The following is a 25,776-nucleotide window of genomic DNA, read 5'->3' on the forward strand; positions in this document are numbered from 1 at the left end:
TATCCATTATGATGATTGCCCGGACAGCACCTGCCACAACAGGTGCCGATACACCGGCATCAGCGGCTGCTGGCTCAGCAGATAACCGACCGCCAGCGCCGCCAGCCAACTCACGGCGCACACCACGCGCAGCCGCAGCGGCGTCAGCCAACGGCTCAGCCGATCGGCATTGCGCTTGCCCTCACGCCACCAGCGCCAGCTCAGCCACACCGCCAGCCAGAGGGTGAGCGCCGCGGCGAGCAGCAGCCACTTGAACATCGCGCTGTTGGCGCCGGCGGGAATGTCGATCGCCACGCCCGCCAGGATGCCGGGGAAAAAATAGACCGGCGGCCAGGTCAGGCAGCCGATGATGTTCGGCAAAGCAAACTTGTACGGCGGCAGATCGAGCATGCCGGCCACCATCGGCACCAGCGGGCGCGTCGGGCCAACGAAGCGGCCGATCAGAACGGTCGCCATGCTGTGCTGGTGCAAGGCGTGTTCGGTTTTGTCGAGCAGCGCTTTGTTCTTCTTCAGGAACGACCAGCGGTGCAAGGGCCCTTTGAAGGCGCGGCCGACGAAATAGGAGATCCAGTCGCCGAGCAGGCAGCCGACGATCCCCGCCGCCCAGGCGTAGTAGAAGTCCACCTTGCCGCTGCCGATCAGGGCGCCGATGCTGGCCATCATCACCGTGCCGGGCAGCAGCAGCCCCACCAGCGCCAGCGACTCGAGAAAAGCGACCAGCAGGACGACCATCAGGGTGAAAGCCAGTGACTGGGTGATCAAATCTTGTAAATAGGCTTCCATTACACCTCTGCGGATTATTCGGCCAAACGGGGCGAAGGATTTTCCAGTGCCGCCGCAGACGAGTCAATCGATGAATTGTATGCGTATTTGGCAACGCCGCACGGCAATGGACAATTACTGTATAAAAACCCATACTATAATTTATCTATATTAGCGCTAAAACCGACATCTCGCTGAATGTCGCGCACGCCGCCCGGCGGAAGACGAAGGGGTTATGACAGCACTGCAACAGGGTTTCCTGCTCACTCGCCACTGGCGCGACACGCCCGCCGGCACCGAGGTCGAATTTTGGCTGGCGACCGACGCAGGCCCGCGTCAACTGCGCTTGCCGCCGCAAACCTCGGTGGCGTTTATCCCCGCCGAACAAAAGCCGCGCGCGGAACTGCTGCTGCGCGAAGAACGGCAAGTCGAACTGAAACCGCTGGCGCTGACGGATTTTCATCACCGCCCGATGCTGGGGCTGTACTGCCGCCAGCACCGTCAGCTCATCAAGCTGGAAAAGCTGCTGCGGGAAGGCGGCGTTACGCTCTACGAGGCCGACATTCGCCCGCCCGAGCGCTACCTGATGGAACGCTTCATCACCGCGCCGGTGTGGTTCAACGGCCAGGGCAACGGCGATGGGCCGTTGCTCAATGGCCAGATGAAGCCGGCGCCGGACTACCGCCCGACGCTCAGGCTGGTGTCGCTGGATATCGAAACCACCGCCCACGGCGAACTTTACTCCATCGCGCTGGAAGGCTGCGGCCAGCGGCAGGTCTACATGCTGGGGCCGGCCAACGGCGGCGATGCGCCGCTGGATTTCGATCTGGAATACTGCGTCAGCCGCCCCCAGCTGCTGGAACGGTTGAACGCGTGGCTGGAGCGCCACGATCCTGACGCCATCATCGGCTGGAACCTGGTGCAGTTCGATCTGCGGGTGCTGCAAAAGCACGCCGAACGCTACCAGATCCCGCTGCGGCTGGGGCGCGGCGGCAACCTGCTGGAGTGGCGCGAGCACGGCTTCAAACAGAACCACTTTTTCGCCGCCGCCGCCGGCCGCCTGATTATCGACGGCATCGAAGCGCTGAAATCCGCCACCTGGAATTTTCCTTCCTTCAGCCTGGAATACGTTTCGCAGGCGCTGTTGGGCGAAGGCAAGGCGATCGACAACCCTTATCAGCGCATGGCGGAGATCGACCGACGCTTCGCCGAAGACAAGCCGGCGCTGGCCCGCTACAACCTGAAGGACTGCGAGCTGGTGACGCGCATCTTCGCCAAGGCCGACCTGCTCAACTTCCTGCTGGAACGTGCCACCGTCACCGGGCTGGCGGCCGATCGCAGCGGCGGATCGGTGGCGGCCTTCAGCCACCTCTATATGCCGCGCATGCACCGCCTGGGCTTTGTCGCCCCCAACCTCGGCGAACAGCCGGAAGAGCACAGCCCCGGCGGCTTCGTGATGGACTCCCGGCCCGGTCTGTACGACTCGGTGCTGGTACTGGACTATAAAAGCCTGTACCCGTCGATCATCCGCACCTTCCTGATCGATCCGGTCGGGTTGGTGGAAGGCATGCGCCACCCAAGCGACGCCGACTCGGTGCCCGGCTTTCGCAACGCCCGCTTCTCGCGCAGCAAACACTGCCTGCCGGCGATCGTCGAACAGATCTGGCAGGGGCGCGAGGCCGCCAAGCGCCAACACAACAAACCCCTGTCGCAGGCGTTGAAGATCATCATGAACGCGCTGTACGGCGTGCTGGGATCGAGTGGCTGCCGCTTCTTCGATCCGCGGCTGGCGTCGTCGATCACCCTGCGCGGCCACGAGATCATGCGCCAAACCCGCGAGCTGATCGAAGCCGAAGGCTATCAGGTGATTTACGGCGATACCGACTCCACCTTCGTGTGGCTGAAACAGCCGCATGACGAGCAGCAGGCGGCGCAGATCGGCCGGGCGCTGGTGCAGCGGGTCAACGCCTGGTGGCAGCAGCATCTGCAGCAGCAGTTCGGGCTGGAGAACGCGCTGGAGCTGGAGTTCGAAACCCACTATTCCCGCTTCCTGATGCCGACCATTCGCGGCGCCGAACAGGGCAGCAAGAAGCGCTACGCCGGCCTGATCGCACGCGCCGGCGGCGAGGAAGAGATGGTGTACAAAGGCCTGGAAACGGTGCGCACCGACTGGACGCCGCTGGCGCAGCAGTTCCAGCAGCAGCTCTATCAGCGCATCTTCAAACGGCAGCCCTACCAGGATTATGTGCGCGACTACGTCGGCAAAACCCTGAACGGCGACTTCGACGATCAGCTGGTCTACCGCAAGCGCCTGCGCAGAAAGCTCGACGACTATCAGCGCAACGTACCGCCGCACGCCCGCGCCGCGCGCATCGCCGACGACTACAACCGCAGCCAGGGGCGGCCGCTGCAGTATCAGAACGGCGGCTGGATCAGCTACGTGATGACCGTCGCCGGGCCGGAACCGCTGGAAACGCGCCATTCGCCCATCGACTATCAGCATTACCTCGAACGCCAGCTGCAACCGGTGGCAGACGCTATACTCCCTTTCTTGCACGACGATTTCACCACGCTGGTCACCGGGCAGATGGGGCTGTTTTGAGATTGCGCCAGGTTAAGAAAAATCATCCGGTTTTGCAGGTGACGAACGCGCCGCCTTCCATTACCATAGCGCCCTTCCCAAAACTGAACCACGCTTAGCCCTGCCGTCTCGCGACGTCTGCATGGCGTGAACGGCTATTGCCCGTCAAATTTAAAACAAACCGGGATTAGCAGACGTTCAGTACAGGTGCCGCGGCCCTTCCCGCCCGGTAACAAGACTTACTTACAAAGAATCGAGCCGACAATATATGCCTTTTACTCTTGGTCAACGCTGGATCAGCGACACGGAAAGCGAATTAGGACTGGGCACCGTCGTGGCGCTGGACGCGCGCATGATTACCCTGCTTTTCCCCGCCACCGGTGAAAACCGCCTCTATGCCAGAAACGATTCGCCGATCACCCGCGTGATGTTCAACCCGGGCGATACCGTCAGCAGCCACGAGGGATGGCAGCTGCAGGTGGAAGAGGTGAAAGAGGAAAACGGTCTGTTGACCTATATCGGCACCCGCCAGGACACCCAGGAAAGCGGCGTGGCGATGCGCGAAGTCCTGCTGGACAGCAAGCTGACCTTCAGCAAACCGCAGGATCGCCTGTTCGCCGGCCAGATCGACCGCATGGACCGTTTCGCGCTGCGTTTCCGCGCACGCAAATACCAGAGCGAGCAGTATCGCCTGCCGTTCGCCGGCCTGCGCGGCATGCGCGCCAGCCTGATCCCGCACCAGTTGCACATCGCCCATGAAGTCGGCCAGCGCCATGCGCCGCGCGTTCTGCTGGCGGACGAAGTCGGCCTCGGCAAAACCATCGAAGCCGGCATGATCATCCACCAGCAGCTGCTGGCGGGCCGCGCCGAGCGCGTGCTGATCGTGGTGCCGGAAACGCTGCAGCACCAGTGGCTGGTGGAGATGATGCGCCGCTTCAACCTCTACTTCTCGCTGTTCGACGACAGCCGCTACGCCGAAGCCAAGCTCGACAGCAGCAACCCGTTCGAAACCGAGCAGCTGGTGATCTGCTCGCTGGACTTCGTGCGCCGCAACAAGCAGCGCCTGGAAGAGCTGGCGGACGCCCAGTGGGATCTGCTGGTGGTCGACGAAGCGCACCACCTGGCCTGGAGCGAAGAAGCGCCGAGCCGCGAATATCAGGTGATCGAACAGCTGGCCGAGCACATCCCCGGCGTGCTGCTGCTGACCGCCACCCCGGAGCAGCTGGGCCAACAGAGCCACTTCGCGCGCCTGCGCCTGCTCGATCCGAACCGTTTCCACGACTACGGCGAGTTCGTTGCCGAGCAGCAGAAATACCGCCCGGTGGCCGACGCCGTCACCCTGCTGCTGAGCGGTGAACGCCTGGCCGACGACAAGCTGAACCTGCTGGGCGAGCTGATCGACGAGCAGGACATCGAACCGCTGCTCAAAGCGGCCAACAGCGAAGGCGACAACGCCGAGCAGGCGCGCCAGGAGCTGGTGGCCATGCTGATGGATCGCCACGGCACCAGCCGCGTGCTGTTCCGCAACACCCGCAACGGCGTGAAGGGCTTCCCACACCGCAACCTGCACCAGATCAAGCTGCCGTTGCCGACCCAGTATCAGACCGCGATCAAAGTCTCCGGCATCATGGGCGCCAAGAAGTCCGTCGAAGCGCGCGCGCGCGACATGCTGTATCCGGAGCAGATCTACCAGGAATTCGAAGGCGAAAACGCCACCTGGTGGAACTTCGACCCGCGCGTCGAGTGGCTGCTGGACTACCTGCTGGCCAACCGCAACGAAAAAGTGCTGGTGATCTGCGCCAAGGCCGACACCGCGCTGCAGCTGGAGCAGGTGCTGCGCGAGCGTGAAGCGATCCGCGCCGCGGTGTTCCACGAAGGGCTGTCGATCATCGAGCGCGACCGCGCCGCCGCCTACTTCGCCTCCGAAGAGGAAGGCGCGCAGGTGCTGCTGTGTTCCGAGATCGGCTCCGAAGGCCGCAACTTCCAGTTCGCCAGTCAGCTGGTGATGTTCGATCTGCCGTTCAACCCGGATCTGCTGGAGCAGCGTATCGGCCGTTTGGACCGTATCGGCCAGATGCACGATATCCAAATCATGGTGCCTTACCTGGAGCACACCGCGCAGGCGGTGCTGGGCCGCTGGTTCCACGAGGGGCTGGATGCCTTCGAACACACCTGCCCGACCGGCCGCACCATCTACGACAGCTGCTACGAGCAGTTGATCGGCTATCTGGCCGCGCCGACCGAACAGGAAGGCTTCGACGAATTCATCCACGGCTGCCGCCAGCAGCACGATCAGTTGAAAGCGCAGCTGGAACAGGGCCGCGACCGCCTGCTGGAGATGCACTCCAACGGCGGCGACAAAGCCCAGGCGCTGGCTGCCGCCATCGCCGAGCAGGATAACGACGTCAATCTGGTGGGCTTCGCGCTCAACCTGTTCGACATCGTCGGCATCAATCAGGAAGACCGCAGCGACAACCTGATCGTGCTGACGCCGTCCGATCACATGCTGGTGCCGGACTTCCCGGGCCTGCCGCAGGACGGCTGCACCGTCACCTTCGACCGCGATCGGGCGCTGTCGCGCGAAGACGCGCAGTTCGTCAGCTGGGAGCACCCGATCATCCGCAACGGCCTGGATCTGATCCTGTCCGGCGACACCGGCAGCTGCGCAGTGTCCCTGTTGAAAAACAAAGCGTTGCCGGTCGGCACCCTGCTGGTTGAGCTGGTCTACGTGGTGGAAGCCCAGGCACCGAAGCACCTGCAGCTGACCCGCTTCCTGCCGCCGACGCCGATCCGCATGCTGATGGATCGCAAGGGCACCAACCTGGCGGCGCAGGTCGAGTTCGAAAGCTTCAACCGCCAGCTGAACGCGGTCAATCGCCACACCTCCAGCAAGCTGGTCAACGCCGTGCAGCAAGACGTGCACGCCATGCTGCAGCAGGCGGAAAGCCTGGTGGAAGCGCAGGCGCGCACGCTTATCGAACAGGCGAAGCAAGAGGCGGACGACAAGCTGAGCGCCGAGCTGGCGCGTCTGGAAGCGCTGAAGGCGGTCAACCCGAACATCCGCGACGACGAAGTCGAAGCGCTGGAGTTCAACCGCCGTCAGGTGCTGGCCAACCTCAATGAAGCCGGCTGGCGTCTGGACGCCATTCGTCTGGTGGTGGTCACCCACCAGTAACCGGCGCGACGCGGGGAGGCAAGCGCCTCCCCGTTCGGCCCTTATCGCGGAGCCAAGATGGAACCCTACAATCCCCCGCAGGACCCGCTGCACATCCTGTATCAGGATGAACACATCATGGTGGTCAACAAGCCCAGCGGCTTGCTGTCGGTGCCCGGCCGCGCGCCGGAAAACAAAGACAGCCTGATGACCCGCATTCAGGCCGATCATCCGGCCGCCGAATCAGTGCACCGGCTGGACATGGCCACCAGCGGGGTGATCGTGGTGGCGCTCAACAAGGCCGCCGAGCGTGAGCTGAAGCGCCAGTTTCGCGAACGCGAACCGAAGAAATCCTATATCGCCCGCGTTTGGGGGCATATGGAGCATGACGAAGGACTGGTGGATTTGCCGCTGATCTGCGACTGGCCGAACCGGCCGCTGCAGAAGGTGTGTTTTGACACCGGCAAAGCGGCGCAAACGGAATATCTGGTGCTGTCGCGCGACGCCGACGGCAGCACCCGCGTGAAGCTGACGCCGATCACCGGCCGCTCGCACCAGCTGCGGGTGCACATGCTGGCGCTGGGGCATCCGATCCTCGGCGACGGTTTCTATGCCCCGCCGGAGGCCAAGGCGATGGCGCCGCGGCTGCAGCTGCATGCGCAAGAGCTGCGCATCACCCACCCCGCCTTCCAGACGCCGATGCACTTTCGCGCCGAGCCGGATTTCTGAGCTCATCACCCAGGGATACCCTAAATAATTCGAGTTGCAGGAAGGCGGCAACTAAGCGCAGCCCCGGGAGCGTACAAAAAGTACGTGACCGGGGTAAGCGCGGGCAGCCAACACACCTGCAGCTCGAAGTATAACGGGTATCGTTATTTAAAGCCTTTCTCGCGTTTGATCAGGTCGTACGCCGCCTGAATCTCCTGTGCTTTCTGCTTGGCCATTTCCATCATCTGCGGCGGCAAGCCTTTCGCCACCAGCTTATCCGGATGGTGTTCGCTCATCAGTTTGCGGTAGGCGCGTTTGATGGTGGCGGCATCGTCGCTGCTGCGCACGCCGAGCACCTTGCACGCGTCGTCGAGCGTCGGGCCGCGCTGAGCCTGCTGATAGCCGCCCTGCGAATATCCGCCCTGCTGACCGCCGCCGAACTGGCGCCCACCTTCCATCATGCTGAGGAACTGGTCGAACTGCGCGCGCGAAATGCCCAGCTCCTCAGCGATGACGTACAGCACCTGGCGTTCGTTCGGGTGCAGCGAGCCGTCGGCAAACGCCGCCTGAATCTGAATTTCCAGAAACATCCGAATCAGATCGAAGCGGCCAAAACAGATGCTGCGGAACTGCTGCAGCGTCTCACGCAGCGGGAACTGGCTCTGTTTGCCCTCGCGGAACGCCTGTTGCGCCGCAGTGCGCGCTTCGCCGTGCAGCTGCAGGCGATCCATGAACAGGCTGGCGATCTGGATATCCGCCTCGGTGACGCGTCCTTTGGATTTGGTCAGGTGGCCCATCACCTGAAAAGTGGTGCGGAAAAACAGCGTTTGCCGCGTTTGCTGGTCGGTGAAAAACCCCCGGCTGCGCTTGTTGCTGCGCGCCGTATCGATCATATGACCGATAATCAGCCCCAGAACTACACCCCAGAATCCCGCGCCAGACCAGATGGCGACGATGACGCCGAGCAGTTTTCCCCAATACTGCATATACTCCTCAATTATCATGCCGAAAGCCGCCCACTCCCCTTCGCTTCAGGAAAGGGTGCAGGCGATTTTTCCTAGAATTTGGATTATCATACCTGTCATTTATCTTTGCGCCTAACGACGACGCAAGTAAACGGCTGGATTTAGCACTAGCGCAACGCAGATGAGTAATATAGTCTCTGACCGTTTGCCGGACACGACGCCTCTGATGACGGAACACCAAAACCGCGTATGAAAAAAAGTTTCCCAACACTGCTGGCCACGATGATTTGGACGGCACTCTACAGTCAGCATGCGCTGGCTGATCTGGCCGAGCAATGCATGCTTGGCGTTCCCGTTTACGACAAGCCTTTGGTCAGCGGCGATCCGAACAGCCAACCGGTGACCATCAATGCCGATGACTCGCGCGCCGACTACCCGAAAAGCGCCCTGTTCAGCGGCAATGTGCATATCGAGCAGGGCAACAGCACCCTGACCGCCAAAGAAGTTGAGCTGAACCAGACGCAAAAACCCGGCCAGACGGAGCCGGTGCGCACCGTCACCGCCACCGGCGACGTGCACTACAGCGACAATCAGATCAAACTGAAAGGCCCGAAGGCCTGGTCGAACCTGAACACCAAAGATACCGACGTCTATGAAGGCGACTACCAGATGGTCGGCCGTCAGGGGCGCGGCGACGCCGACAAGATGAAGATGCGCGGCGCCAACCGTTACACCATTCTGGAAAACGGCACCTTTACCTCCTGTCTGCCGGGCGACGACAGCTGGAGCGTGGTCGGTTCCGAAGTGATCCACGATCGCGAAGAGCAGGTGGCGGAAGTGTGGAACGCCCGCTTCCGCATCGGCGGCGTGCCGGTGTTCTACAGCCCGTACCTGCAGCTGCCGGTCGGCGACAAACGCCGTTCCGGCTTCCTGATCCCGAACGCCAAGTACGGCAGCAACAACGGCTTCGAGTTCATGTTGCCGTACTACTGGAACATCGCGCCGAACTACGACGCCACCATCACCCCGCACTATATGTCCAAGCGCGGCCTGCAATGGCAGACCGAGTTCCGTTATCTGGTGCAGCCGGGTCTCGGCCTGATGGAGTTCGACTGGCTGCCGGACGACAAGGAATACGGCAAAGATAATGACGACAGCAAACGCTGGCTGTTCTACTGGAACCACAACGGCGTCATGGATCAGGTGTGGCGCTTCAACGTCGACTACACCAAGGTCAGCGATTACAAATACTTCACCGATCTGGACTCCAAGTACGGTTCCACCACCGACGGCTACGCCACGCAAAAATTCAGCCTCGGCTACGCCAACGAGAACTGGAACGCCACGCTGAGCTCCAAGCAGTTCCAGATCTTCGACACCACCGACCGTACCCGGTCTGACACCTATAAGGTGCAGCCGCAGCTGGATCTGAACTACTACAAAAACGACCTCGGCCCGTTCGATTTCCATATTTACGGCCAGGCGGCCAAGTTCACCAGCGTCAACCCGTACAGCCCGGACGCCACCCGTCTGCATATGGAACCGACGCTCAACCTGCCGCTGACCAACGGCTGGGCCAGCCTGAACACCGAAGCCAAGCTGATGGCGACCCACTACCAGCAGGATATTCCTGACGGTTTCGCCGCCAACTATGAAAGTCGTAAGAGTACGCAGAACAATCCGGTTACGGCGCCGAACCTCGACAACTCGGTCAACCGCGTATTGCCGCAGTTCAAGGTCGACGGCAAGCTGGTATTCGAACGCCCGATGATCTGGGCCGAAGGGGCCACCCAGACGCTGGAGCCGCGCGTGCAGTACCTGTACGTGCCGTACCGTGACCAGAGCAACATCTACACCTACGACACTACGCTGCTGCAGACCGATTACTCCGGCCTGTTCCGCGACCGCACCTACAGCGGCCTGGATCGCATCGCTTCGCAGAACCGCGTCTCCACCGGTTTGACCACCCGCATTTATGATGACGCGCTGGTGGAACGTTTTAACGCTTCCGTGGGTCAAATCTACTACTTCAGCCGTTCGCGCACCGGCGACCAGGTAACCGGGTACGACAACAACGACGATACCGGCAGCGTGGCCTGGGCCGGCGATACCTATTGGAAAATCGACGATCGTTGGGGCCTGCGCGGCGGCCTGCAGTACGACACCCGCCTGAACAGCGTCTCGCTGGGCAACGGCGTGGTGGAATACCGCCAGGACGCCGAGCGCGTGGTGCAGCTGAACTACCGTTACGCCACGCCGGAATATATCCAGACGGCGTTGAACACCAAAACGGTTCCGGCCTTCCAGGACGGCATCTCGCAGGTGGGCATCACCGGCAGCTGGCCGATCGCCGATCGTTGGGCGGTGGTCGGGGCGTATTATTACGACACCCGCGCCAAACAATCCGCCGATCAGCTGGTGGGGCTGAAGTACAACACCTGCTGCTGGGCAGTGACCCTGGGCTATGAGCGCAAGATCACCGACTGGAACAACAGCAACAATACCAGCGTTTACGACAACAGAGTTTCGTTCAACGTCGAACTGCGCGGCCTGAGCAGCGATCATAGTCTCGGCTCCGCAGAAATGCTGCGCTCCGGCATTCTGCCGTATCAGCGCGCATTCTGACGCTTTGCAACACTTTGAAAACGAGAACTTTCACCCGCATTTGCGGATTACATAATGGGAAATGTATGAAGAACTGGAGAACGCTTATTCTCGGATTGGTGGTTTGCGCCAATGCCGCGTTCGCAGCACCCCAAGAAGTGGATAAAGTCGCCGCCGTCGTGGATAACGGCGTGGTACTCGAAAGCGACGTCAACGGTCTGTTGCAGTCAGTGAAGCTCAACGCCCAGCAGGCCGGCCAACAGCTGCCGGACGACAAGACGCTGCGCCATCAGATCATCGAACGCCTGATCATGGATAACATCCAGCTGCAGATGGCCAAGAAAATGGGCATCACCGTGTCCGACGCCGATCTGGATAAAGCGATCGCCAATATCGCCGCGCAAAACAAGATGAGCGTCGATCAGCTGCGCAGCCGCCTGTCGTATGAAGGGTTGAACTACAACACCTACCGTTCGCAGATCCGCAAAGAGATGCTGATCTCCGAAGTGCGTAACAACGAAGTGCGCCGCCGCGTCACCATCCTGCCGCAGGAAGTGGACTCGCTGGCCAAACAGGTGGGCGCGCAGAACGGCAGCGACACCGAAATGAACATCAGCCACATTCTGATCCCGCTGCCGGAGAACCCGTCTCAGCAGCAGGTCGACAAAGCCGAAGAGCTGGCCAAACGCCTGGTGGGTGAGCTCAACAGCGGCGCCGACTTCGGCAAGCTGGCGATCACCTACTCCGCCGACTCTCAGGCGCTGAAAGGCGGCAACATGGGCTGGGGCAAGCTGCAAGAGGTCCCGACCCTGTTCGCGGAACGTCTGGTGAGCGCCAAGAAAGGCGACGTCGTCGGCCCAATCCGCTCCGGCGTCGGCTTCCACATCCTGAAAGTGAACGACATCCGCGGTGCGAGCCAGTCGGTGTCGGTTACCGAAGTGCACGCCCGTCACATCCTGCTGAAACCTTCGGTGGTGCTGACCGACGATCAGGCGCGCGCCAAGCTGCAATCCGTTGCGGAAGCGATCAAGAGCGGCCGCGCCAAGTTTGCCGACGAAGCCAAACAGCTGTCGCAGGATCCGGGTTCCGCCATGCAGGGCGGCGATCTGGGCTGGGCTTCTCCGGACATCTACGATCCGGCCTTCCGCGATGCGTTGCTGAAGCTGAGCAAGGGTGAAATCAGCGCCCCGGTCCACTCTTCCTTCGGTTGGCACCTGATCCAGCTGCTGGATACCCGCCAAGTGGATAAGACCGACGCCGCGCAAAAAGATCGCGCTTACCGCATGCTGTTCAACCGTAAGTTCGCCGAAGAAGCACAGACCTGGATGCAGGAACAGCGCGCCCAGGCTTACGTGAAGATCCTCGATGGCAGCGATGCACAGCAATAAACGCGTCGTCATTACCCCCGGTGAACCCGCCGGGGTAGGGCCGGATTTGGTGGCAGCGCTGGCGCAACAGGATTGGCCTGTTGAGCTGGTGGTGTGCGCCGATCCGGCCCTGCTGCTTGAGCGCGCCAAGCGTTTGGGTCTGCCGCTGACGCTGCGCGACTACCAGCCGCAGCAACCGGCCGAGGCGCAACGCGCCGGCACGCTGACCGTGCTGCCGGTCCCGCTCGCTCACCCGGTCACCGCCGGGGAGCTGAACGTCGGCAACAGCGCCTACGTGGTGGAAACCCTGGCGCGCGCCTGCGACGGCTGTCTGAACGGCGAATTCGCTGCGCTGATCACCGGCCCGGTGAACAAGGGCGTGATCAACGACGCCGGCGTGCCGTTTATCGGCCATACCGAATTCTTTGCCGATCGCAGCCGCTGCGATCGCGTGGTGATGATGCTCGCGACCGAAGAGCTGCGCGTGGCGCTGGCGACCACCCACCTGCCGCTGCTGGCGGTGCCGGGCGCCATCACGCAACAGAGCCTGTTCGAAGTCATCCGCATCCTCGACCACGATCTGAAAACCAAATTTGGCATCGCCCGGCCGCACATTTACGTTTGCGGTCTGAACCCCCACGCCGGGGAAGGCGGCCATATGGGGCACGAAGAGATAGACACCATCATCCCGGCGCTCGACGCGCTGCGCGCTGAGGGCATCCATCTTGTCGGCCCGCTGCCGGCGGACACCCTGTTCCAGCCCAAATATCTGCAAGATGCCGATGCGGTGCTGGCGATGTATCACGATCAGGGGCTGCCGGTGCTAAAATACCAAGGGTTCGGCCGCGCGGTGAATATCACCCTCGGTTTGCCTTTCATACGCACCTCGGTCGACCACGGTACCGCTCTGGAACTGGCCGGCACCGGCACCGCCGATGTCGGCAGTTTCCAAACGGCCCTGAATCTCGCCATTAAAATGATAATTAATTGTAATGAATAACAGAGTCCACCAAGGGCACTTTGCCCGCAAACGCTTTGGACAAAACTTTTTAACCGATCAGTTTGTCATCGATAGCATTGTCTCCGCCATTCACCCGCAGCCGGGCGAAGCGGTGGTCGAGATCGGCCCCGGCCTCGGCGCCCTGACCGAGCCGGTCGGCGCACGCATGGATCGCATGACGGTGATCGAACTGGACCGCGATCTGGCCACCCGGCTGGAGAACCATCCGCGGCTGAAAGACAAACTGACCATCCACCAGCAGGACGCCATGACGGTGAATTTCGCCGAACTGGCCGAGGAAGCTGGCCAACCGCTGCGCGTATTTGGTAACCTGCCGTACAATATTTCGACGCCGCTGATGTTCCACCTTTTCAGCTATACTCAGGCAATCCGCGACATGCACTTTATGTTGCAAAAAGAGGTGGTCAACCGTCTGGTGGCCGGCCCGAACAGCAAGGCCTACGGGCGTTTGACCGTGATGGCGCAGTACTACTGCAACGTCATTCCGGTGCTGGAAGTGCCGCCGACCGCGTTCGCGCCGCCGCCGAAGGTCGATTCCGCCGTGGTGCGCCTGGTGCCGCACAGCGTGCTGCCGAACCCGGTGGGCGACGTGCGCATGCTGAGCCGCATCACCACGCAAGCGTTCAACCAGCGGCGGAAAACCATCCGCAATAGCCTGGGCGACCTGTTCACGCCGGAACAGCTGACGGAGCTGGGCGTCGATCCTTCGCTCAGAGCAGAAAATATTTCTGTGGCGCAGTACTGCAAGCTGGCGAACTGGCTGTCAGCCAATACGACGCCGCAGCAATAAGGAGTTGTTGTCATGATTGATTCGCCCCGCGTGTGTATTCAGGTTCAGAGCATCTATGTGGAATCACAGTCGATCCCTGAAGAAGAGCGTTATGTCTTCGCTTATACCATCACTATCCGTAATCTGGGGCGGAACGACGTGCAACTGCTGGGCCGTTACTGGCTGATCACCAACAGCAACGGCCGCCAAACCGAAGTTCAGGGCGAAGGCGTGATCGGCGAACAGCCTGTCATTCCGCCCGGCGGAGAGTTTCAGTATACCAGCGGCGCGATTCTGGAAACGCCGCTGGGCACCATGGAAGGCCATTACGAAATGGTGGACCATCAGGGTCAACCGTTCCGCACCGCTATTCCCGTGTTTCGCTTAGCCATTCCAACGCTGATCCATTAATTATGTCGACATACCTTATCGGCGACGTTCACGGCTGTTACGATGAACTGAAGTCGCTGCTGGCTCAGGCTGCTTTCGATCCCGAGCACGATCGGCTGTGGCTGACCGGCGATCTGGTGGCGCGCGGCCCCGCCTCGCTGGACGTGCTGCGCTTCGTGCGCTCGCTCGGCCCGGCGGTGCGCATGGTGCTGGGCAACCACGATCTGCACCTGCTGGCGGTCTACGCCGGCATCAGCCGCAACAAGCCCAAAGATCGCATCACCCCGCTGCTGGAAGCGCCGGACGCCGACGAGCTGATCAACTGGCTGCGCCGCCAACCGGTGCTGCAGGTGGACGATGAGCAAAAGCTGGTGATGGCGCACGCCGGCATCACCCCGCAGTGGGATATCGACACCGCGAAAATGTGCGCGCGCGAAGTGGAAGCGGTATTGAGCAGCGACAGCTACCCGCTGTTTCTCGACGCCATGTACGGCGACATGCCGAACAACTGGACACCGGAACTGAGCGGCCTGGCGCGCCTGCGTTTCAGCACCAATGCGCTCACGCGCATGCGCTACTGCTTCCCCAACGGCCAGCTCGACATGATCTGCAAAGATGCGCCGGGCACCGCACCGGCACCGCTGAAGCCGTGGTTCGAGCTGCCGCGCCTGGTGGATCCGGAATACACCATCGTCTTCGGTCACTGGGCCTCGCTGGAAGGCAAGGGCACGCCGGAAGGCGTGATCGGGCTGGACACCGGCTGTTGCTGGGGCGGCGATCTGACGATGCTACGCTGGGAAGACCGCCGTTACTTCACGCAGCCCGCCAACCGTGGCGAGGCGCCTGACCACGCCGGCAGACTGGCCGCGTCCTGAAAATATAAAGGCGGCCCAGGGCCGCCTTGGTTCTCTTTACCGCTTTACGCCCCAATCACCCCGCCATCTTCACGCGTGATCATCAACACCGATGAACGCGGGCGCGGGCTGTTGTTCGGGAAGTGCGAGTTGCCCTCTTCTCCCGGATGCTGCACGTTGACGAACATCGTCTTGTAGTCCGGAGTGAAGGTGATGCCGGTCAGTTCGCAGGACTTCGGCCCCACCATGAAACGGCGAATTTCGCCGCTGACCGGATCGCCCACCAGCATCTGGTTGTTGCCCTGCCCGACGTAATCTCCCTTGTTGCTGTACTTGCCGTCGGTGAGGATCCACAGGCGGCCGGCGCGATCGAAGCCCAGCCCGTCCGGGCTGTTGAACGTGTTGTCCGCCGTGATGTTCGGCGTGCCGCGGTTGACGCCTTCCGGGTGAGCAATCGGGTTACCACACAGCGCATACATGTCCCAGGCAAAGGTGCCGGCGGTGGCGTCACCGCCTTCATCCCAGCGAATGATCTGGCCATAGATATTGTTCGGCCGCGGGTTGGCGGCGTTCAGCGGCATCCCTTCCTCACCGCGCTTGCTGTTGTTGGTCAGCGTGCAGTACGCGCGGCCGTCATGCGGGTTCACCGCGATCCACTCCGGACGATCCATTTTGGTGGCCCCGACCTGCTGTGCCGCCTTGCGGGCGAAGATCAGCACTTCGGCCTCATCGCGGAAGCCGTTCTCCGGCGTCAGGCCGTTCTTGCCGAACTCGAGCGCAATCCAGCGCCCTTTGCCCTTCAGCGGCGTGCCGGCTTCGTCGCCGTCGAACTGCGCCACGTACAGCGTTCCCTCGTCCAGCAGCGTGCGATTGTTGGCCGGATTGGCGGCGTCGACCACACCTTTGGAAACGTACTTATAGATATGCTCGCCGCGCTCGTCGTCCCCCATGTACACCACCAGACGGCCATCTTTGGCCACGGTCACCGCCGCATTTTCATGCTTGAAGCGGCCCAGCGCGGTGTGCTTGATGGGCGTCGAGGTCGGATTCAGCGGATCGATCTCCACGATCCAGCCGTGGCGGTTGAATTCGTTGGGGTTCTTCGCCACGTCAAAGCGCTCGTCATAGTCCGGCCAGTTACGCTCCGGCTCGCTGACCTTCAGCGTGTAACGCTTCTGTTCCGGCGTGGTTGGGTAATCGGCCTGACGGGTGCCGAAGTAGGTATCGAAGTTTTCTTCGCAGGTCAGGTAAGTGCCCCACGGCGTCTTGCCGTTGGCGCAGTTGCCGAAGGTGCCCAGCACCTTGCGCCCGCTTGGATCGGCGGCGGTCTGCAGCAGCGGATGCCCGGCGGCCGGGCCGCTGAACTGCATGTTGGTGTTGGCGGTGATGCGGCGGTTATAGCGCGACGGGCGCTCCACTTCCCAACGCTGGCCGTCGCCGACGCGCTTTACCGCCACGATGGAAACACCGTGCGCCGCCTGCGATTTACGCACCTCTTCCAGGCTGGTGGCCTTAGTGCCGCCGTGGGCGAACAGGTATTGCTCATTGACGTATTCGTTATTGATGGCCATCACGCCGTGGCGATCGTCGATCGGGAAGAAGCTCATGCCGTCGTTATTGTCGCCGAACTGTTTTTCCTGATCGGCGGCGCTGTTGTTGCCCTGCGGATCGAAGGCCGGTGCGCCATCCACCAGCGGTTCTCCCCAGGAGATCAGCACCTCCGCACGGTAGCCCGGTGCGATGGTCACCTCGTCGGCGGTAGAGGCGGCGATGCCCTGAAAGCCCAGCAGTTTGTTAGGCGGCAGATCCTCGGCCAACGCCTCGGCGGAGACCGACCAGATGCCGCCGCCGAGAAAGCCGGCCAGGCCTACGGCGCCGGCGCTGCCGAGCAGCAGTATGCGGCGAGTGGGATCGATCAGGCGGTCGGCGTCTAATTGCTCAATTTGCTTGGTCATAGCATGGTTACCTTTTTAGTTATGGCGCCGCGATCAAGATTCACCAGAGTTGCCGGGGCGCTCGGAGTTGGGCTTCATACTAATCAGGTAATGTGACGGAAAGGTTACGGACGACGGGCGCAAAAAGGCCGGGGGCGCAATTGCTTGCGCCCCCGGGGGGAGTTGGCTAACGCGCTGAAATCAGCGGCGCTGCAGGATCTCGAAGCAGTAGCTGTGCGAGTTCAGATCGTCGGCGTCGTGGAACTCGCTGAACGTGGTTTCCCACTCGTCCGGCTCGTAATCCGGGAAGTGGGTATCGCCGCCGACCTCGGCGTCGATGTGCGTCAGGTACAGGCGATCGGCGCGCGGCAGCAGCTGGGTATAGATGCGCCCACCGCCGATCACCATTACTTCTTCCACGTCGCCGGCGGCGGCCAGCGCTTCATCCATCGAGGTCACCCAGGTCACCCCGGCTTCGCTGCCCGGACGGCTGCTCAAAACGATATTGTGGCGGCCCGGCAGCGGGCGGCCGATGGACTCGAAGGTCTTGCGGCCCATAATAACCGGCTTATTCAACGTGTTGCGTTTAAACCACGCAAGGTCCGCCGGCAGGTGCCACGGCATGGCGTTTTCCATGCCAATAACGCGATCCGCCGCCAAGGCAGCGATCAGGCTGATAATCATTGTTTAACCCTGTGTAGGCAGCAAAATTGGTGACACTATACGTAAAGGCCTGAGTGCCGTCGATAGGCTAATCAAGCAAGATGAATATATAAGATAGCTCTTATCAGCATATCTAATAACCAACGATCTCCCGCCGGGAAATTTCACACGCCGGGGCGTTTGCGGTACAGCCACAGGCCCGGCAGCGACAGGCCGATCGACAACGCACCGACAATGAAACTGGCCTTGAGGAAGTTGGTGATCATGGTCTCCATCAAGGCTTCGCTGTAGCCCAAATGCGAGATTTCTACCACAGTTATCATCGCGGTATAGGCGGAAATGCCGGGGAACATCGGGATCACCGCCGCCACGGTGAACACCTTCGGGTGCGCCAGCAGCCAGCGCGACCAGTAGATACCGATGATACCGATCAGGATCGCCGCCAGCAGCGAAGCCCACTCGATGTTCATGCCGCCGTGCATCATCAGCATGCGCGAACCGCGCCCGATGGCCCCAAGCAACGCGCAATAACGCAGCGCGCGCAGCGGCACGTTGAACACCATGGCGAAGCCCAGCGCCGGCACCGCCGCCAACAACATCTCCTGCAACAAGGCCCACAGCAGACTCATGACCATCCCCGCAGATCCCACAGCGACATCGCCATCACCACCCCGATGCAGGTCGCCAGCGTCAGCAGGCTGGCCATCGCCCAGCGCGCCAGCCCGGTGTTGACGTGCCCCTTGAACATATCGGCCACCGCGTTGATCAGCGGGAAGCCCGGCACCAGCAACAGCACGCTGGCGGCCATCGCCACGCTCGAGGTGTCCTTAAACGCCGGCAGGCGCAGCAGCAGCCCGGAGATCGACGTAGCAACAAACGCCGTCAGGCAAAAATTGATCAGCGGATTCATATGGCGGGCGGTGAGAATTTGGCGCACCAGCATCGCCGTGCCGCTGGCGATAAAGGTCACCAGGAAGGCGTCAGCGCCGCCACCGTTGAGCATGCTGAAGCACCCGCAGGACAACCCCACCATCAGCACCACCAGCCAGCGCGGGTAGCGCAACGGCCGGATCCTGTCAAAACGGCGCGCCACGTCGTGCGCATCCGCCAGGTGGTGCTCGGCGAGGATCACGATATGCTGCACTTCGGTCACCACCTGCATATTGATGCCGCGATCGACGTTCTTGCGGGTGGTGGTCAGACAGGCGCCGTGGCTGAGGGTGGTCAACACCACCGCATTGGCGGAGATCGAGCTTTCCACGCTGTCCATCCCCAGCGCCAGCCCCAGGCGGGTCGACAGCTGTTCCACCACCGTGCTCTCGGCGCCGTGCTGCAACAGCAGCAGCGCGCATTGAATGCACAGGCGGGTAATTTCACGCTGTTGCCGGTGCGGCTCCGGCCTCTCTGTGGCGGTAGTCTGCTGCATGGTGCTCCATCGCTGGCGGTAGATGAATAATTATCATAGAGCCTAACAATACCTCATTGGGTTGATGCGCATCAGAGGAAGCGGCGTTATTATCGCCAGAACTCTGTCTTTTGCGCGAGACGTCCCCATGCTTGAAACTTCGCTGTTCGTCGCCGGCATTGCCGCCCTCGGCATGCTCTCCCCCGGCCCGGATTTTTTCCTGGTGATCAAAAACGCCGCCCGCTATCCGCGGCTGGCCGCCATGATGACCGCCTTCGGCGTGATCTGCGGCGTCGCCACTCACATGTCCTACTGCGTCGCCGGGCTGGCGGTGGTGATCACCACCACGCCGTGGCTGTTTAACCTGCTGAAATACGCCGGGGCGGTCTATCTGGTGTGGATCGGCATCCAGGCGCTGCTGTCGCGCGGCGGCGGCAAGATGAACATCAGCAATCTGCCGCAGCAGCAGGTCAGTCTGAAGAGCGCCTTTGCGCAAGGCTACCTGTGCAACCTGCTGAACCCGAAGGCCACCCTGTTCTTCCTGGCGGTATTCACCCAGGTGCTGCAGATCGATTCCGGTCTGGGCGACAAGCTGTGGTACGCGGGGATTATTCTCGGCCTGTCGGTCATCTGGTGGCCACTGCTGGTGTTCCTGATCCAGAGCGGGCCGGTGCGCCGCGGGTTGGAAAAGACCCAGAAGATCGTCGACAAGCTGCTGGGCGGTATGCTGATCGCCTTGGGCATCAAGGTCGCACTGAGCTAAGCAAAAAAAGGGGCGCCGATCTGGCGCCCCTACTCTTATCCTTTGGCTTCCACCACTTCATCCTCCGGCGCCTTGCCGTCGATACTGCCGCGCCAGCCGGTCTGCTGCACCCGCGCCAGCCGATTCTGATCCTGCTCGATGGCCGCGCTGAGCATCTCCTTGGCCCGCTGCAGGCTGGCGATGCGGAACTCGGTGTCCTGATAATTCTCCAGCGTGTCTTCCAGCATCTTCAGGTTATAGCGGCGGAACGTATCCGCCTTCTCGCGCGCCTCATAGGCGTCCAGCCCCAGCAGCTCAAGCGTTTCACGGCCGATACGCAGCGAGCTTTCAAAGGTTTCGCGCTCCGGTTTTTCCACCCCCAGCTGCCGTAGCTGATACCAGTGATCGACGTCGCGCGCTCGCGCCACCACCTTCAGATGCGGGAAGTGCTGCCTGGCCAGCTCGGTTAACGCCAGGCTGTCTTCCACGTCGTCGATGGCGTTAATCAGCACCTTGGCGTGGGCGGCGCCGGCGGCCTCCAGCAAATCGGCGCGCGTGGCGTCGCCGTAGAACACCTTGGTGTCGAATTTGCGCAGCGTCTCGATATGGTCCGGATCGTGATCCAGTACCACGGTGTGTACGCCGTTGGCCAACAGCAAGCGGCCGGCGATCTGACCGAAACGGCCGAAGCCGGCGATGATCACGCTGGCATTCTCGTCGTCGATAACGTCAGCCGGGCGCTCCTCTTTCGGCGCATTTTTCTCCAGCTGCGCGGCAATCACCAGCAGCAGCGGCGTGGCCGCCATCGACAGCGCCACCGCCAGCGTCAGCGACTTGGCCCATTCGACCGGCAGGACGCCGGCCAGCTGCGCGGCGCTGAAGATCACGAAGGCGAATTCACTGCCCTGCCCCAGCAGAATGGCGAACAGGCCGCGCTGGCGCTTCGGCACGCCGAGCAGCGGCCCAATCAGCCACAGCAGCGCCGCCTTGATCAGCATAAAGCCCAGCAGCAGCGAGGCGATCAGCAGCGGGTGATGGAACAGCGTGCCGAAATCGATCGACATGCCGACGCCGATAAAGAACAGCCCCAGCAGCAGCCCCTTGAACGGCTGAATATCGCTCTCCAGCGCGTGGCGGTATTCCGAGCTCGCCAGCAGCACCCCGGCGAGGAACGCCCCCATCGCCATCGACAGCCCGGCCATCTCCAGCAGGATGCCGAAACCGAACACCAGGAACAGCGCCACGGCGCTGAACACCTCGCGCATGCCCGAACGGGCGACGAAGTGCAGCAGCGGGCGGGTGACGTAGCGGCCGAGCAGCACCACTATCGTTAACGCGCCCACCACCTTGGCCGCCGACAGCACGAAAGCGCCCAGCGTGGTGGTGGCGCCGCTGCTGGCCAGCAGCGGGATCATCGCCACCAGCGGGATCGCCGCGATATCCTGGAACAGCAGCACCGCAAATGCGCTGCGGCCGATCGGCGACGGCGTCAGGTTGCGTTCGCTCATCGCCTGCATGGCGATGGCGGTGGATGAGAGCGCCAGCGTCAGGCCAATCAACAGCGCCACCTTCCAGTTGAGGCCGAGGAAGTAACAGAAGGCGCTCAGCGCCAGGCCGCAGCCCACCATCTGAATGCTGCCGCCGCCGAACACCGAGGCGCGCAGCGTCCACAGCCGCTTGGGATCCAGCTCCAGGCCGATGATAAACAGCATCAGCACCACGCCGATCTCGGCGAAGGTCAGGATCGACTCGGCGTCCGACACCAGCTTCAGCCCCCAAGGGCCAATGATGCAGCCGGCAATCAGGTAGCCGAGCACCGAGCCCAGCCCCAGCCGCACCGCGATCGGCACAAACAGCGCGGCGGAGCCGAGGTAGATCAGCCCCTCGATCATCATGTGGTGGTTATCCATGGCTGGCCTCCCGTGTTTCCGCTTCGGCATGTTCCATCAGGTAGTCGACCAACCGCTGCCGGTAGGCTTCGCCGGCGGCGAGCAGCGCCGGTTCGTTGCAGGTAAAAGTGTTATGCAGGGCGAAATAAGGCTGCCAGTTCATGCCGCAGTAAATCGCCGTGGCCTGCAGCGGCTGCGCCAGCGCGGCGAAGTTGGGAAAGTCGCCCAGCTCGAAGTGGTGCTCGTCGCCGCCGCTGGTCACCGCCCACAGGCAGTCTTTACCCACCAGCGCGTTGCCGTCGTGGCCGTAGGCCCAGCCGTGCTCCAGCACTTTGTCGATCCACAGCTTCAACAGCGGCGGGAAGCTGTACCACTGCATCGGATGCTGCAGCACCACCAGGTCGGCGCGCTCCAGCGCCCGCTGCTCCGCGTTGATGTCGATATTGAAATCGGGGTACAGCTCATACAGCGAGCGCACCTCTACCTCAGGGAGATCCCTCACCGCCTGCAGCAGGCGCTGATTGGCATGCGAATGCCGGGGATACGGGTGAGCATAAATTATCAGAATCATTGTTATCGTCGTTCCTTCGTTCCTTGCCAATACACCAAGCATATACCAATCACACAGGGTGACAGTTTGCCCACTGATTGATAGCGGAAATTTTTAACGCCAGCCGACAAATTCGCTGAATAAAAAAGGCGCTGCATCTGCAGCGCCCCTGGCGTAGCGTTATCGCGCGGTTATTTGCCGATGCGCGCGTGCATTTCCTGCACCGACGTGACCTGCTCGGTCGGATCCGCTTTCAGCGCCATCGCGGTGGCGAAGCCGCCGTTCAGCGTGGTGTCGTAGTGCACCTTGTACTGCAGGGCGCTGCGGCGAATCAGCTTGGAGTCTTCAATCGCCTGACGGCCGGCCGTGGTGTTGACGATGTAGGTGTACTCGCCGTTCTTGATACGGTCCTGAATGTGCGGACGCCCTTCGTGCACCTTGTTGACCAGGCGCGGGTTGATGCCCGCTTCGCCCAGCACCACCGCGGTACCGTGGGTGGCGTCCAGCTCGAAGCCCTGCTTCAGCAGGCTGGCGGCCAAATCGACCACGCGAGCCTTGTCGCCTTCACGCACCGACAGCAGCGCGCGGCCCTGCTTTTTCATGCCCGAGTTACTGCCCAGCATCGCTTTGGAGAAGGCTTCCGCGAAGGTGCGGCCCACGCCCATCACTTCCCCGGTAGAGCGCATTTCCGGCCCCAGAATCGGGTCGACGCCCGGGAATTTGTTGAACGGCAGCACCACTTCTTTCACCGAGTAGTACGGCGGGATAATTTCTTCGGTCACGCCCTGCTCAACCAGCGTTTTGCCCGCCATCACGCGCGCGGCCACTTTAGCCAGCGGCACGCCGGTCGCTTTGGACACGAACGGCACGGTACGCGCGGCGCGCGGGTTCACTTCAATCAGGTAGACTTCGTTGTCTTTCACCGCGAACTGCACGTTCATCAGGCCGCGTACCTGCAGCTCGAACGCCAGTTTTTCCACCTGGCGACGCATCACGTCCTGAATTTCCTGGCTCAGGGTGTACGCCGGCAGCGAACACGCGGAGTCGCCGGAGTGCACGCCCGCCTGCTCGATATGCTCCATGATGCCGCCAATCAGCACGCGTTCGCCGTCGCAGATGGCGTCGACGTCCACTTCCACCGCGTCGTCCAGGAAGCGGTCCAGCAATACCGGCGCATCGTTGGACACGCTGACCGCGGTCTGGAAGTAACGGCGCAGGTCGGTTTCGTCATAGACGATCTCCATCGCCCGGCCGCCCAGCACGTAGGAAGGGCGCACCACCAGCGGATAGCCGATGCCCGCCGCCTTCTCCACTGCCTGCTCGATGGCGGTGACGGTGGCGTTGGCCGGCTGCTTCAGGCCCAAACGGTTAACCGCCTGCTGGAAGCGCTCCCGGTCTTCGGCACGGTCGATGGCGTCCGGGCTGGTGCCGATGATCGGCACGCCCGCGGCTTCCAGCTCGCGCGCCAGCTTCAGCGGGGTCTGGCCGCCGTACTGCACGATCACGCCCTTCGGCTTCTCGATGCGCACGATTTCCAGCACGTCTTCCAGCGTCACCGGCTCGAAGTACAGGCGGTCGGAGGTGTCGTAGTCGGTAGAGACGGTTTCCGGGTTGCAGTTGACCATGATGGTCTCGTAGCCGTCTTCGCGCAGCGCCAGCGAGGCGTGCACGCAGCAGTAGTCGAACTCGATGCCCTGGCCGATACGGTTCGGCCCGCCGCCCAGCACCATCACTTTCGGCCGGTCGTTGGTCGGGTTGGACTCGCACTCTTCTTCATAGGTGGAGTACATGTAGGCGGTGTCGGTGGCGAATTCCGCCGCGCAGGTATCCACGCGCTTGTACACCGGATGCAGGCCGTGGCTGTGGCGCAGCTTGCGAATTTCGCTCTCGGCGACGCCGGCCAGCTTGGCCAGACGGGCATCGGCGAAGCCCTTGCGTTTCAGTGTGCGCAGGAACGCTTTGTTCAGGCCGTTGATGCCCGCTTCGGCCACCTGTTCTTCCAGGCGCACCAGCTCTTCAATCTGCACCAGGAACCAGCGGTCGACGTTGGTCAGGTTGAAGACGCCGTCAACCGACAGACCGGCGCGGAAGGCGTCGGCGATGTACCAGATGCGGTCAGAGCCGGCGTCTTTCAGCTCGCGGCGGATCTTGGTCAGCGCTTCCGGATCGTCCAGGCTTACTTTCGGGTCGAAGCCGGTGGCACCCACTTCCAGACCGCGCAGCGCTTTTTGCAGCGACTCCTGCTGGGTGCGGCCGATGGCCATCACTTCGCCGACCGACTTCATCTGGGTGGTCAGGCGGTCGTTGGCGCCGGCGAACTTCTCGAAGTTGAAGCGCGGGATCTTGGTCACGACGTAGTCGATGGACGGTTCGAACGATGCCGGGGTGCGGCCGCCGGTGATGTCGTTCATCAGCTCATCGAGGGTGTAGCCCACCGCCAGCTTGGCGGCGATCTTGGCGATAGGGAAGCCGGTGGCTTTCGACGCCAGCGCCGAAGAGCGCGACACGCGCGGGTTCATTTCGATAACGATCAGGCGGCCGGTTTTCGGGTTGACCGAGAACTGCACGTTGGAGCCGCCGGTTTCGACGCCGATCTCACGCAGCACCGCCATCGAGGCGTTGCGCATGATTTGGTATTCCTTGTCGGTCAGGGTCTGGGCCGGTGCGACGGTGATCGAATCGCCGGTGTGGATGCCCATGGCGTCGAAGTTTTCGATGGAGCAGACGATGATGCAGTTGTCGTTCTTATCGCGCACCACCTCCATCTCGTACTCTTTCCAACCGATCAACGATTCATCGATCAGCAGCTCGTTGGTCGGCGACAGATCCAGACCGCGTTCACAGATCTCTTCGAACTCTTCGCGGTTGTAGGCTATGCCGCCGCCGGTGCCGCCCATGGTAAAGGAAGGGCGGATGATGCACGGGAAACCGACGTCAGCGGCTACCGCCAGCGCTTCTTCCATGGTGTGCGCAATGCCGGAACGCGCGGTGTCCAGACCGATTTTCTTCATCGCCACGTCGAAACGGCGACGGTCTTCGGCCTTGTCGATCGCATCGGCGGTCGCGCCGATCATGGTAACGCCGAACTCGGCCAGCACGCCCTGACGCTCCAGCTCCAGCGCGCAGTTCAGCGCCGTCTGGCCGCCCATGGTCGGCAGCACCGCATCCGGGCGCTCTTTTTCGATGATCTTGCGCACCACTTCCCAGTGGATCGGCTCGATATAGGTCGCATCGGCCATTTCCGGGTCGGTCATGATGGTCGCCGGGTTGGAGTTGACCAGAATGACGCGGTAACCCTCTTCGCGCAGCGCTTTACACGCCTGGGCACCCGAGTAGTCGAACTCACACGCCTGGCCGATAACGATCGGGCCAGCGCCGAGGATCAGGATGCTTTTTATGTCTGTACGTTTTGGCATTT

Annotated in this window: 19 protein-coding genes; 10 read left to right on the forward strand and 9 right to left on the reverse strand. The window is 62.0% G+C overall.

All coding sequences use genetic code 11. The features are described 5' to 3' along the window. Nucleotides 1–6: 6 nt before the first annotated feature. Complete coding sequence (locus tag HMPREF3138_RS01990) at nucleotides 7–783, reverse strand: DedA family protein (protein ID WP_038873425.1); 777 nt, start codon at nucleotides 781–783, stop codon at nucleotides 7–9. Nucleotides 784–997: 214 nt separating this feature from the next. Between HMPREF3138_RS01990 and HMPREF3138_RS01995 the strand changes: the two genes are divergently transcribed. The 3 genes from HMPREF3138_RS01995 to rluA all read left to right on the forward strand — a co-directional run bounded on the left by HMPREF3138_RS01995 (nucleotide 998) and on the right by rluA (nucleotide 7,226). Next, nucleotides 998–3,364 carry a DNA polymerase II gene (locus HMPREF3138_RS01995; protein ID WP_038873423.1) on the forward strand — a complete coding sequence of 789 codons (2,367 nt, stop codon included), beginning with the start codon at nucleotides 998–1,000 and terminating at the stop codon, nucleotides 3,362–3,364. A 247-nt stretch (nucleotides 3,365–3,611) separates the two neighbouring features. Next, the gene (rapA, locus tag HMPREF3138_RS02000; RefSeq protein ID WP_038873420.1) at nucleotides 3,612–6,518 is read left to right on the forward strand and encodes an RNA polymerase-associated protein RapA; all 2,907 of its coding nucleotides are present in this window, start codon (nucleotides 3,612–3,614) and stop codon (nucleotides 6,516–6,518) included. A 57-nt stretch (nucleotides 6,519–6,575) separates the two neighbouring features. Continuing rightward, a complete protein-coding gene (gene rluA / locus HMPREF3138_RS02005; RefSeq protein WP_004932866.1) occupies nucleotides 6,576–7,226 on the forward strand; it encodes a bifunctional tRNA pseudouridine(32) synthase/23S rRNA pseudouridine(746) synthase RluA in 651 nt (216 codons plus the stop codon). Between the two features lie 143 nt (nucleotides 7,227–7,369). On the opposite strand, the gene djlA is transcribed toward rluA, so the two are convergent. Continuing rightward, complete coding sequence (gene djlA / locus HMPREF3138_RS02010; protein WP_015376627.1) at nucleotides 7,370–8,191, reverse strand: co-chaperone DjlA; 822 nt, start codon at nucleotides 8,189–8,191, stop codon at nucleotides 7,370–7,372. 228 nt (nucleotides 8,192–8,419) lie between these two features. On the opposite strand from djlA, the gene lptD reads away from it, so the two are divergent. The 6 genes from lptD (at nucleotide 8,420) to apaH (ending at nucleotide 15,196) form a co-directional block, all read left to right on the forward strand. Next, the gene (lptD, locus tag HMPREF3138_RS02015; protein WP_038873416.1) at nucleotides 8,420–10,795 is read left to right on the forward strand and encodes an LPS assembly protein LptD; all 2,376 of its coding nucleotides are present in this window, start codon (nucleotides 8,420–8,422) and stop codon (nucleotides 10,793–10,795) included. Between the two features lie 65 nt (nucleotides 10,796–10,860). Next, nucleotides 10,861–12,162, forward strand: a complete 1,302-nt coding sequence (gene surA, locus HMPREF3138_RS02020) for a peptidylprolyl isomerase SurA (RefSeq protein ID WP_038873415.1) — start codon at nucleotides 10,861–10,863, stop codon at nucleotides 12,160–12,162. Next, entirely contained in the window at nucleotides 12,149–13,141 is a 993-nt protein-coding gene (pdxA, locus tag HMPREF3138_RS02025; protein WP_033649277.1) for a 4-hydroxythreonine-4-phosphate dehydrogenase PdxA, read from the forward strand. The genes surA and pdxA overlap by 14 nt, the downstream gene beginning before the upstream one ends. Next, nucleotides 13,134–13,952 (forward strand): 16S rRNA (adenine(1518)-N(6)/adenine(1519)-N(6))-dimethyltransferase RsmA, encoded by an 819-nt coding sequence (rsmA, locus tag HMPREF3138_RS02030; RefSeq protein ID WP_038873412.1) that lies wholly within the window; start codon nucleotides 13,134–13,136, stop codon nucleotides 13,950–13,952. The genes pdxA and rsmA overlap by 8 nt, the downstream gene beginning before the upstream one ends. Nucleotides 13,953–13,964: 12 nt before the next feature. Further along, nucleotides 13,965–14,342, forward strand: a complete 378-nt coding sequence (gene apaG / locus HMPREF3138_RS02035; protein WP_038873410.1) for a Co2+/Mg2+ efflux protein ApaG — start codon at nucleotides 13,965–13,967, stop codon at nucleotides 14,340–14,342. A gap of 2 nt (nucleotides 14,343–14,344) precedes the next feature. Further along, nucleotides 14,345–15,196 (forward strand): bis(5'-nucleosyl)-tetraphosphatase (symmetrical) ApaH, encoded by an 852-nt coding sequence (gene apaH, locus HMPREF3138_RS02040; protein ID WP_038873407.1) that lies wholly within the window; start codon nucleotides 14,345–14,347, stop codon nucleotides 15,194–15,196. A gap of 44 nt (nucleotides 15,197–15,240) precedes the next feature. Here the strand turns inward: apaH and HMPREF3138_RS02045 are convergent, their stop codons facing one another. The 4 genes from HMPREF3138_RS02045 to HMPREF3138_RS02060 all read right to left on the reverse strand — a co-directional run bounded on the left by HMPREF3138_RS02045 (nucleotide 15,241) and on the right by HMPREF3138_RS02060 (nucleotide 19,198). Then, nucleotides 15,241–17,130, reverse strand: coding sequence for a PhoX family protein (locus HMPREF3138_RS02045; RefSeq protein ID WP_038873404.1), 1,890 nt, complete (start codon nucleotides 17,128–17,130; stop codon nucleotides 15,241–15,243). A 180-nt stretch (nucleotides 17,131–17,310) separates the two neighbouring features. Continuing rightward, nucleotides 17,311–17,793, reverse strand: a complete 483-nt coding sequence (gene folA, locus HMPREF3138_RS02050) for a type 3 dihydrofolate reductase (protein WP_038873402.1) — start codon at nucleotides 17,791–17,793, stop codon at nucleotides 17,311–17,313. Nucleotides 17,794–17,936: 143 nt separating this feature from the next. Continuing rightward, entirely contained in the window at nucleotides 17,937–18,401 is a 465-nt protein-coding gene (locus HMPREF3138_RS02055) for a threonine/serine exporter (protein WP_033637072.1), read from the reverse strand. Next, complete coding sequence (locus HMPREF3138_RS02060) at nucleotides 18,398–19,198, reverse strand: threonine/serine exporter family protein (RefSeq protein ID WP_038873396.1); 801 nt, start codon at nucleotides 19,196–19,198, stop codon at nucleotides 18,398–18,400. The genes HMPREF3138_RS02055 and HMPREF3138_RS02060 overlap by 4 nt, the downstream gene beginning before the upstream one ends. 127 nt (nucleotides 19,199–19,325) lie before the next feature. Here HMPREF3138_RS02060 and HMPREF3138_RS02065 point away from each other — a divergent pair, with 127 nt between their 5' ends. Continuing rightward, complete coding sequence (locus HMPREF3138_RS02065; protein WP_038873393.1) at nucleotides 19,326–19,940, forward strand: LysE family translocator; 615 nt, start codon at nucleotides 19,326–19,328, stop codon at nucleotides 19,938–19,940. Between the two features lie 35 nt (nucleotides 19,941–19,975). On the opposite strand, the gene kefC is transcribed toward HMPREF3138_RS02065, so the two are convergent. From kefC to carB, 3 genes are all read right to left on the reverse strand, one after another. Beyond that, nucleotides 19,976–21,829: a glutathione-regulated potassium-efflux system protein KefC gene (gene kefC, locus HMPREF3138_RS02070; protein WP_038873391.1), complete on the reverse strand. Its 1,854-nt coding sequence runs from the start codon at nucleotides 21,827–21,829 to the stop codon at nucleotides 19,976–19,978. Continuing rightward, nucleotides 21,822–22,379: a glutathione-regulated potassium-efflux system oxidoreductase KefF gene (kefF, locus tag HMPREF3138_RS02075; RefSeq protein WP_038873389.1), complete on the reverse strand. Its 558-nt coding sequence runs from the start codon at nucleotides 22,377–22,379 to the stop codon at nucleotides 21,822–21,824. Before kefF ends, kefC begins: the two co-directional genes overlap by 8 nt. Nucleotides 22,380–22,549: 170 nt before the next feature. Then, entirely contained in the window at nucleotides 22,550–25,774 is a 3,225-nt protein-coding gene (gene carB / locus HMPREF3138_RS02080) for a carbamoyl-phosphate synthase large subunit (protein ID WP_038873387.1), read from the reverse strand. Nucleotides 25,775–25,776 lie beyond the last annotated feature (2 nt).

The organism is Serratia sp. HMSC15F11 (assembly GCF_001808215.1).
GTDB classification, from domain to species: domain Bacteria; phylum Pseudomonadota; class Gammaproteobacteria; order Enterobacterales; family Enterobacteriaceae; genus Serratia; species Serratia nevei.

Coding starts and splice junctions, on each gene's coding strand:
- HMPREF3138_RS01990 (WP_038873425.1), bottom strand. CDS start 783: ATGGAAGCCTATTTACAAGATTTGATCACCCAGTCACTGGCTTTCACC.
- HMPREF3138_RS01995 (WP_038873423.1), top strand. CDS start 998: ATGACAGCACTGCAACAGGGTTTCCTGCTCACTCGCCACTGGCGCGAC.
- rapA (WP_038873420.1), top strand. CDS start 3,612: ATGCCTTTTACTCTTGGTCAACGCTGGATCAGCGACACGGAAAGCGAA.
- rluA (WP_004932866.1), top strand. CDS start 6,576: ATGGAACCCTACAATCCCCCGCAGGACCCGCTGCACATCCTGTATCAG.
- djlA (WP_015376627.1), bottom strand. CDS start 8,191: ATGCAGTATTGGGGAAAACTGCTCGGCGTCATCGTCGCCATCTGGTCT.
- lptD (WP_038873416.1), top strand. CDS start 8,420: ATGAAAAAAAGTTTCCCAACACTGCTGGCCACGATGATTTGGACGGCA.
- surA (WP_038873415.1), top strand. CDS start 10,861: ATGAAGAACTGGAGAACGCTTATTCTCGGATTGGTGGTTTGCGCCAAT.
- pdxA (WP_033649277.1), top strand. CDS start 12,149: ATGCACAGCAATAAACGCGTCGTCATTACCCCCGGTGAACCCGCCGGG.
- rsmA (WP_038873412.1), top strand. CDS start 13,134: ATGAATAACAGAGTCCACCAAGGGCACTTTGCCCGCAAACGCTTTGGA.
- apaG (WP_038873410.1), top strand. CDS start 13,965: ATGATTGATTCGCCCCGCGTGTGTATTCAGGTTCAGAGCATCTATGTG.
- apaH (WP_038873407.1), top strand. CDS start 14,345: ATGTCGACATACCTTATCGGCGACGTTCACGGCTGTTACGATGAACTG.
- HMPREF3138_RS02045 (WP_038873404.1), bottom strand. CDS start 17,130: ATGACCAAGCAAATTGAGCAATTAGACGCCGACCGCCTGATCGATCCC.
- folA (WP_038873402.1), bottom strand. CDS start 17,793: ATGATTATCAGCCTGATCGCTGCCTTGGCGGCGGATCGCGTTATTGGC.
- HMPREF3138_RS02055 (WP_033637072.1), bottom strand. CDS start 18,401: ATGAGTCTGCTGTGGGCCTTGTTGCAGGAGATGTTGTTGGCGGCGGTG.
- HMPREF3138_RS02060 (WP_038873396.1), bottom strand. CDS start 19,198: ATGCAGCAGACTACCGCCACAGAGAGGCCGGAGCCGCACCGGCAACAG.
- HMPREF3138_RS02065 (WP_038873393.1), top strand. CDS start 19,326: ATGCTTGAAACTTCGCTGTTCGTCGCCGGCATTGCCGCCCTCGGCATG.
- kefC (WP_038873391.1), bottom strand. CDS start 21,829: ATGGATAACCACCACATGATGATCGAGGGGCTGATCTACCTCGGCTCC.
- kefF (WP_038873389.1), bottom strand. CDS start 22,379: ATGATTCTGATAATTTATGCTCACCCGTATCCCCGGCATTCGCATGCC.
- carB (WP_038873387.1), bottom strand. CDS start 25,774: ATGCCAAAACGTACAGACATAAAAAGCATCCTGATCCTCGGCGCTGGC.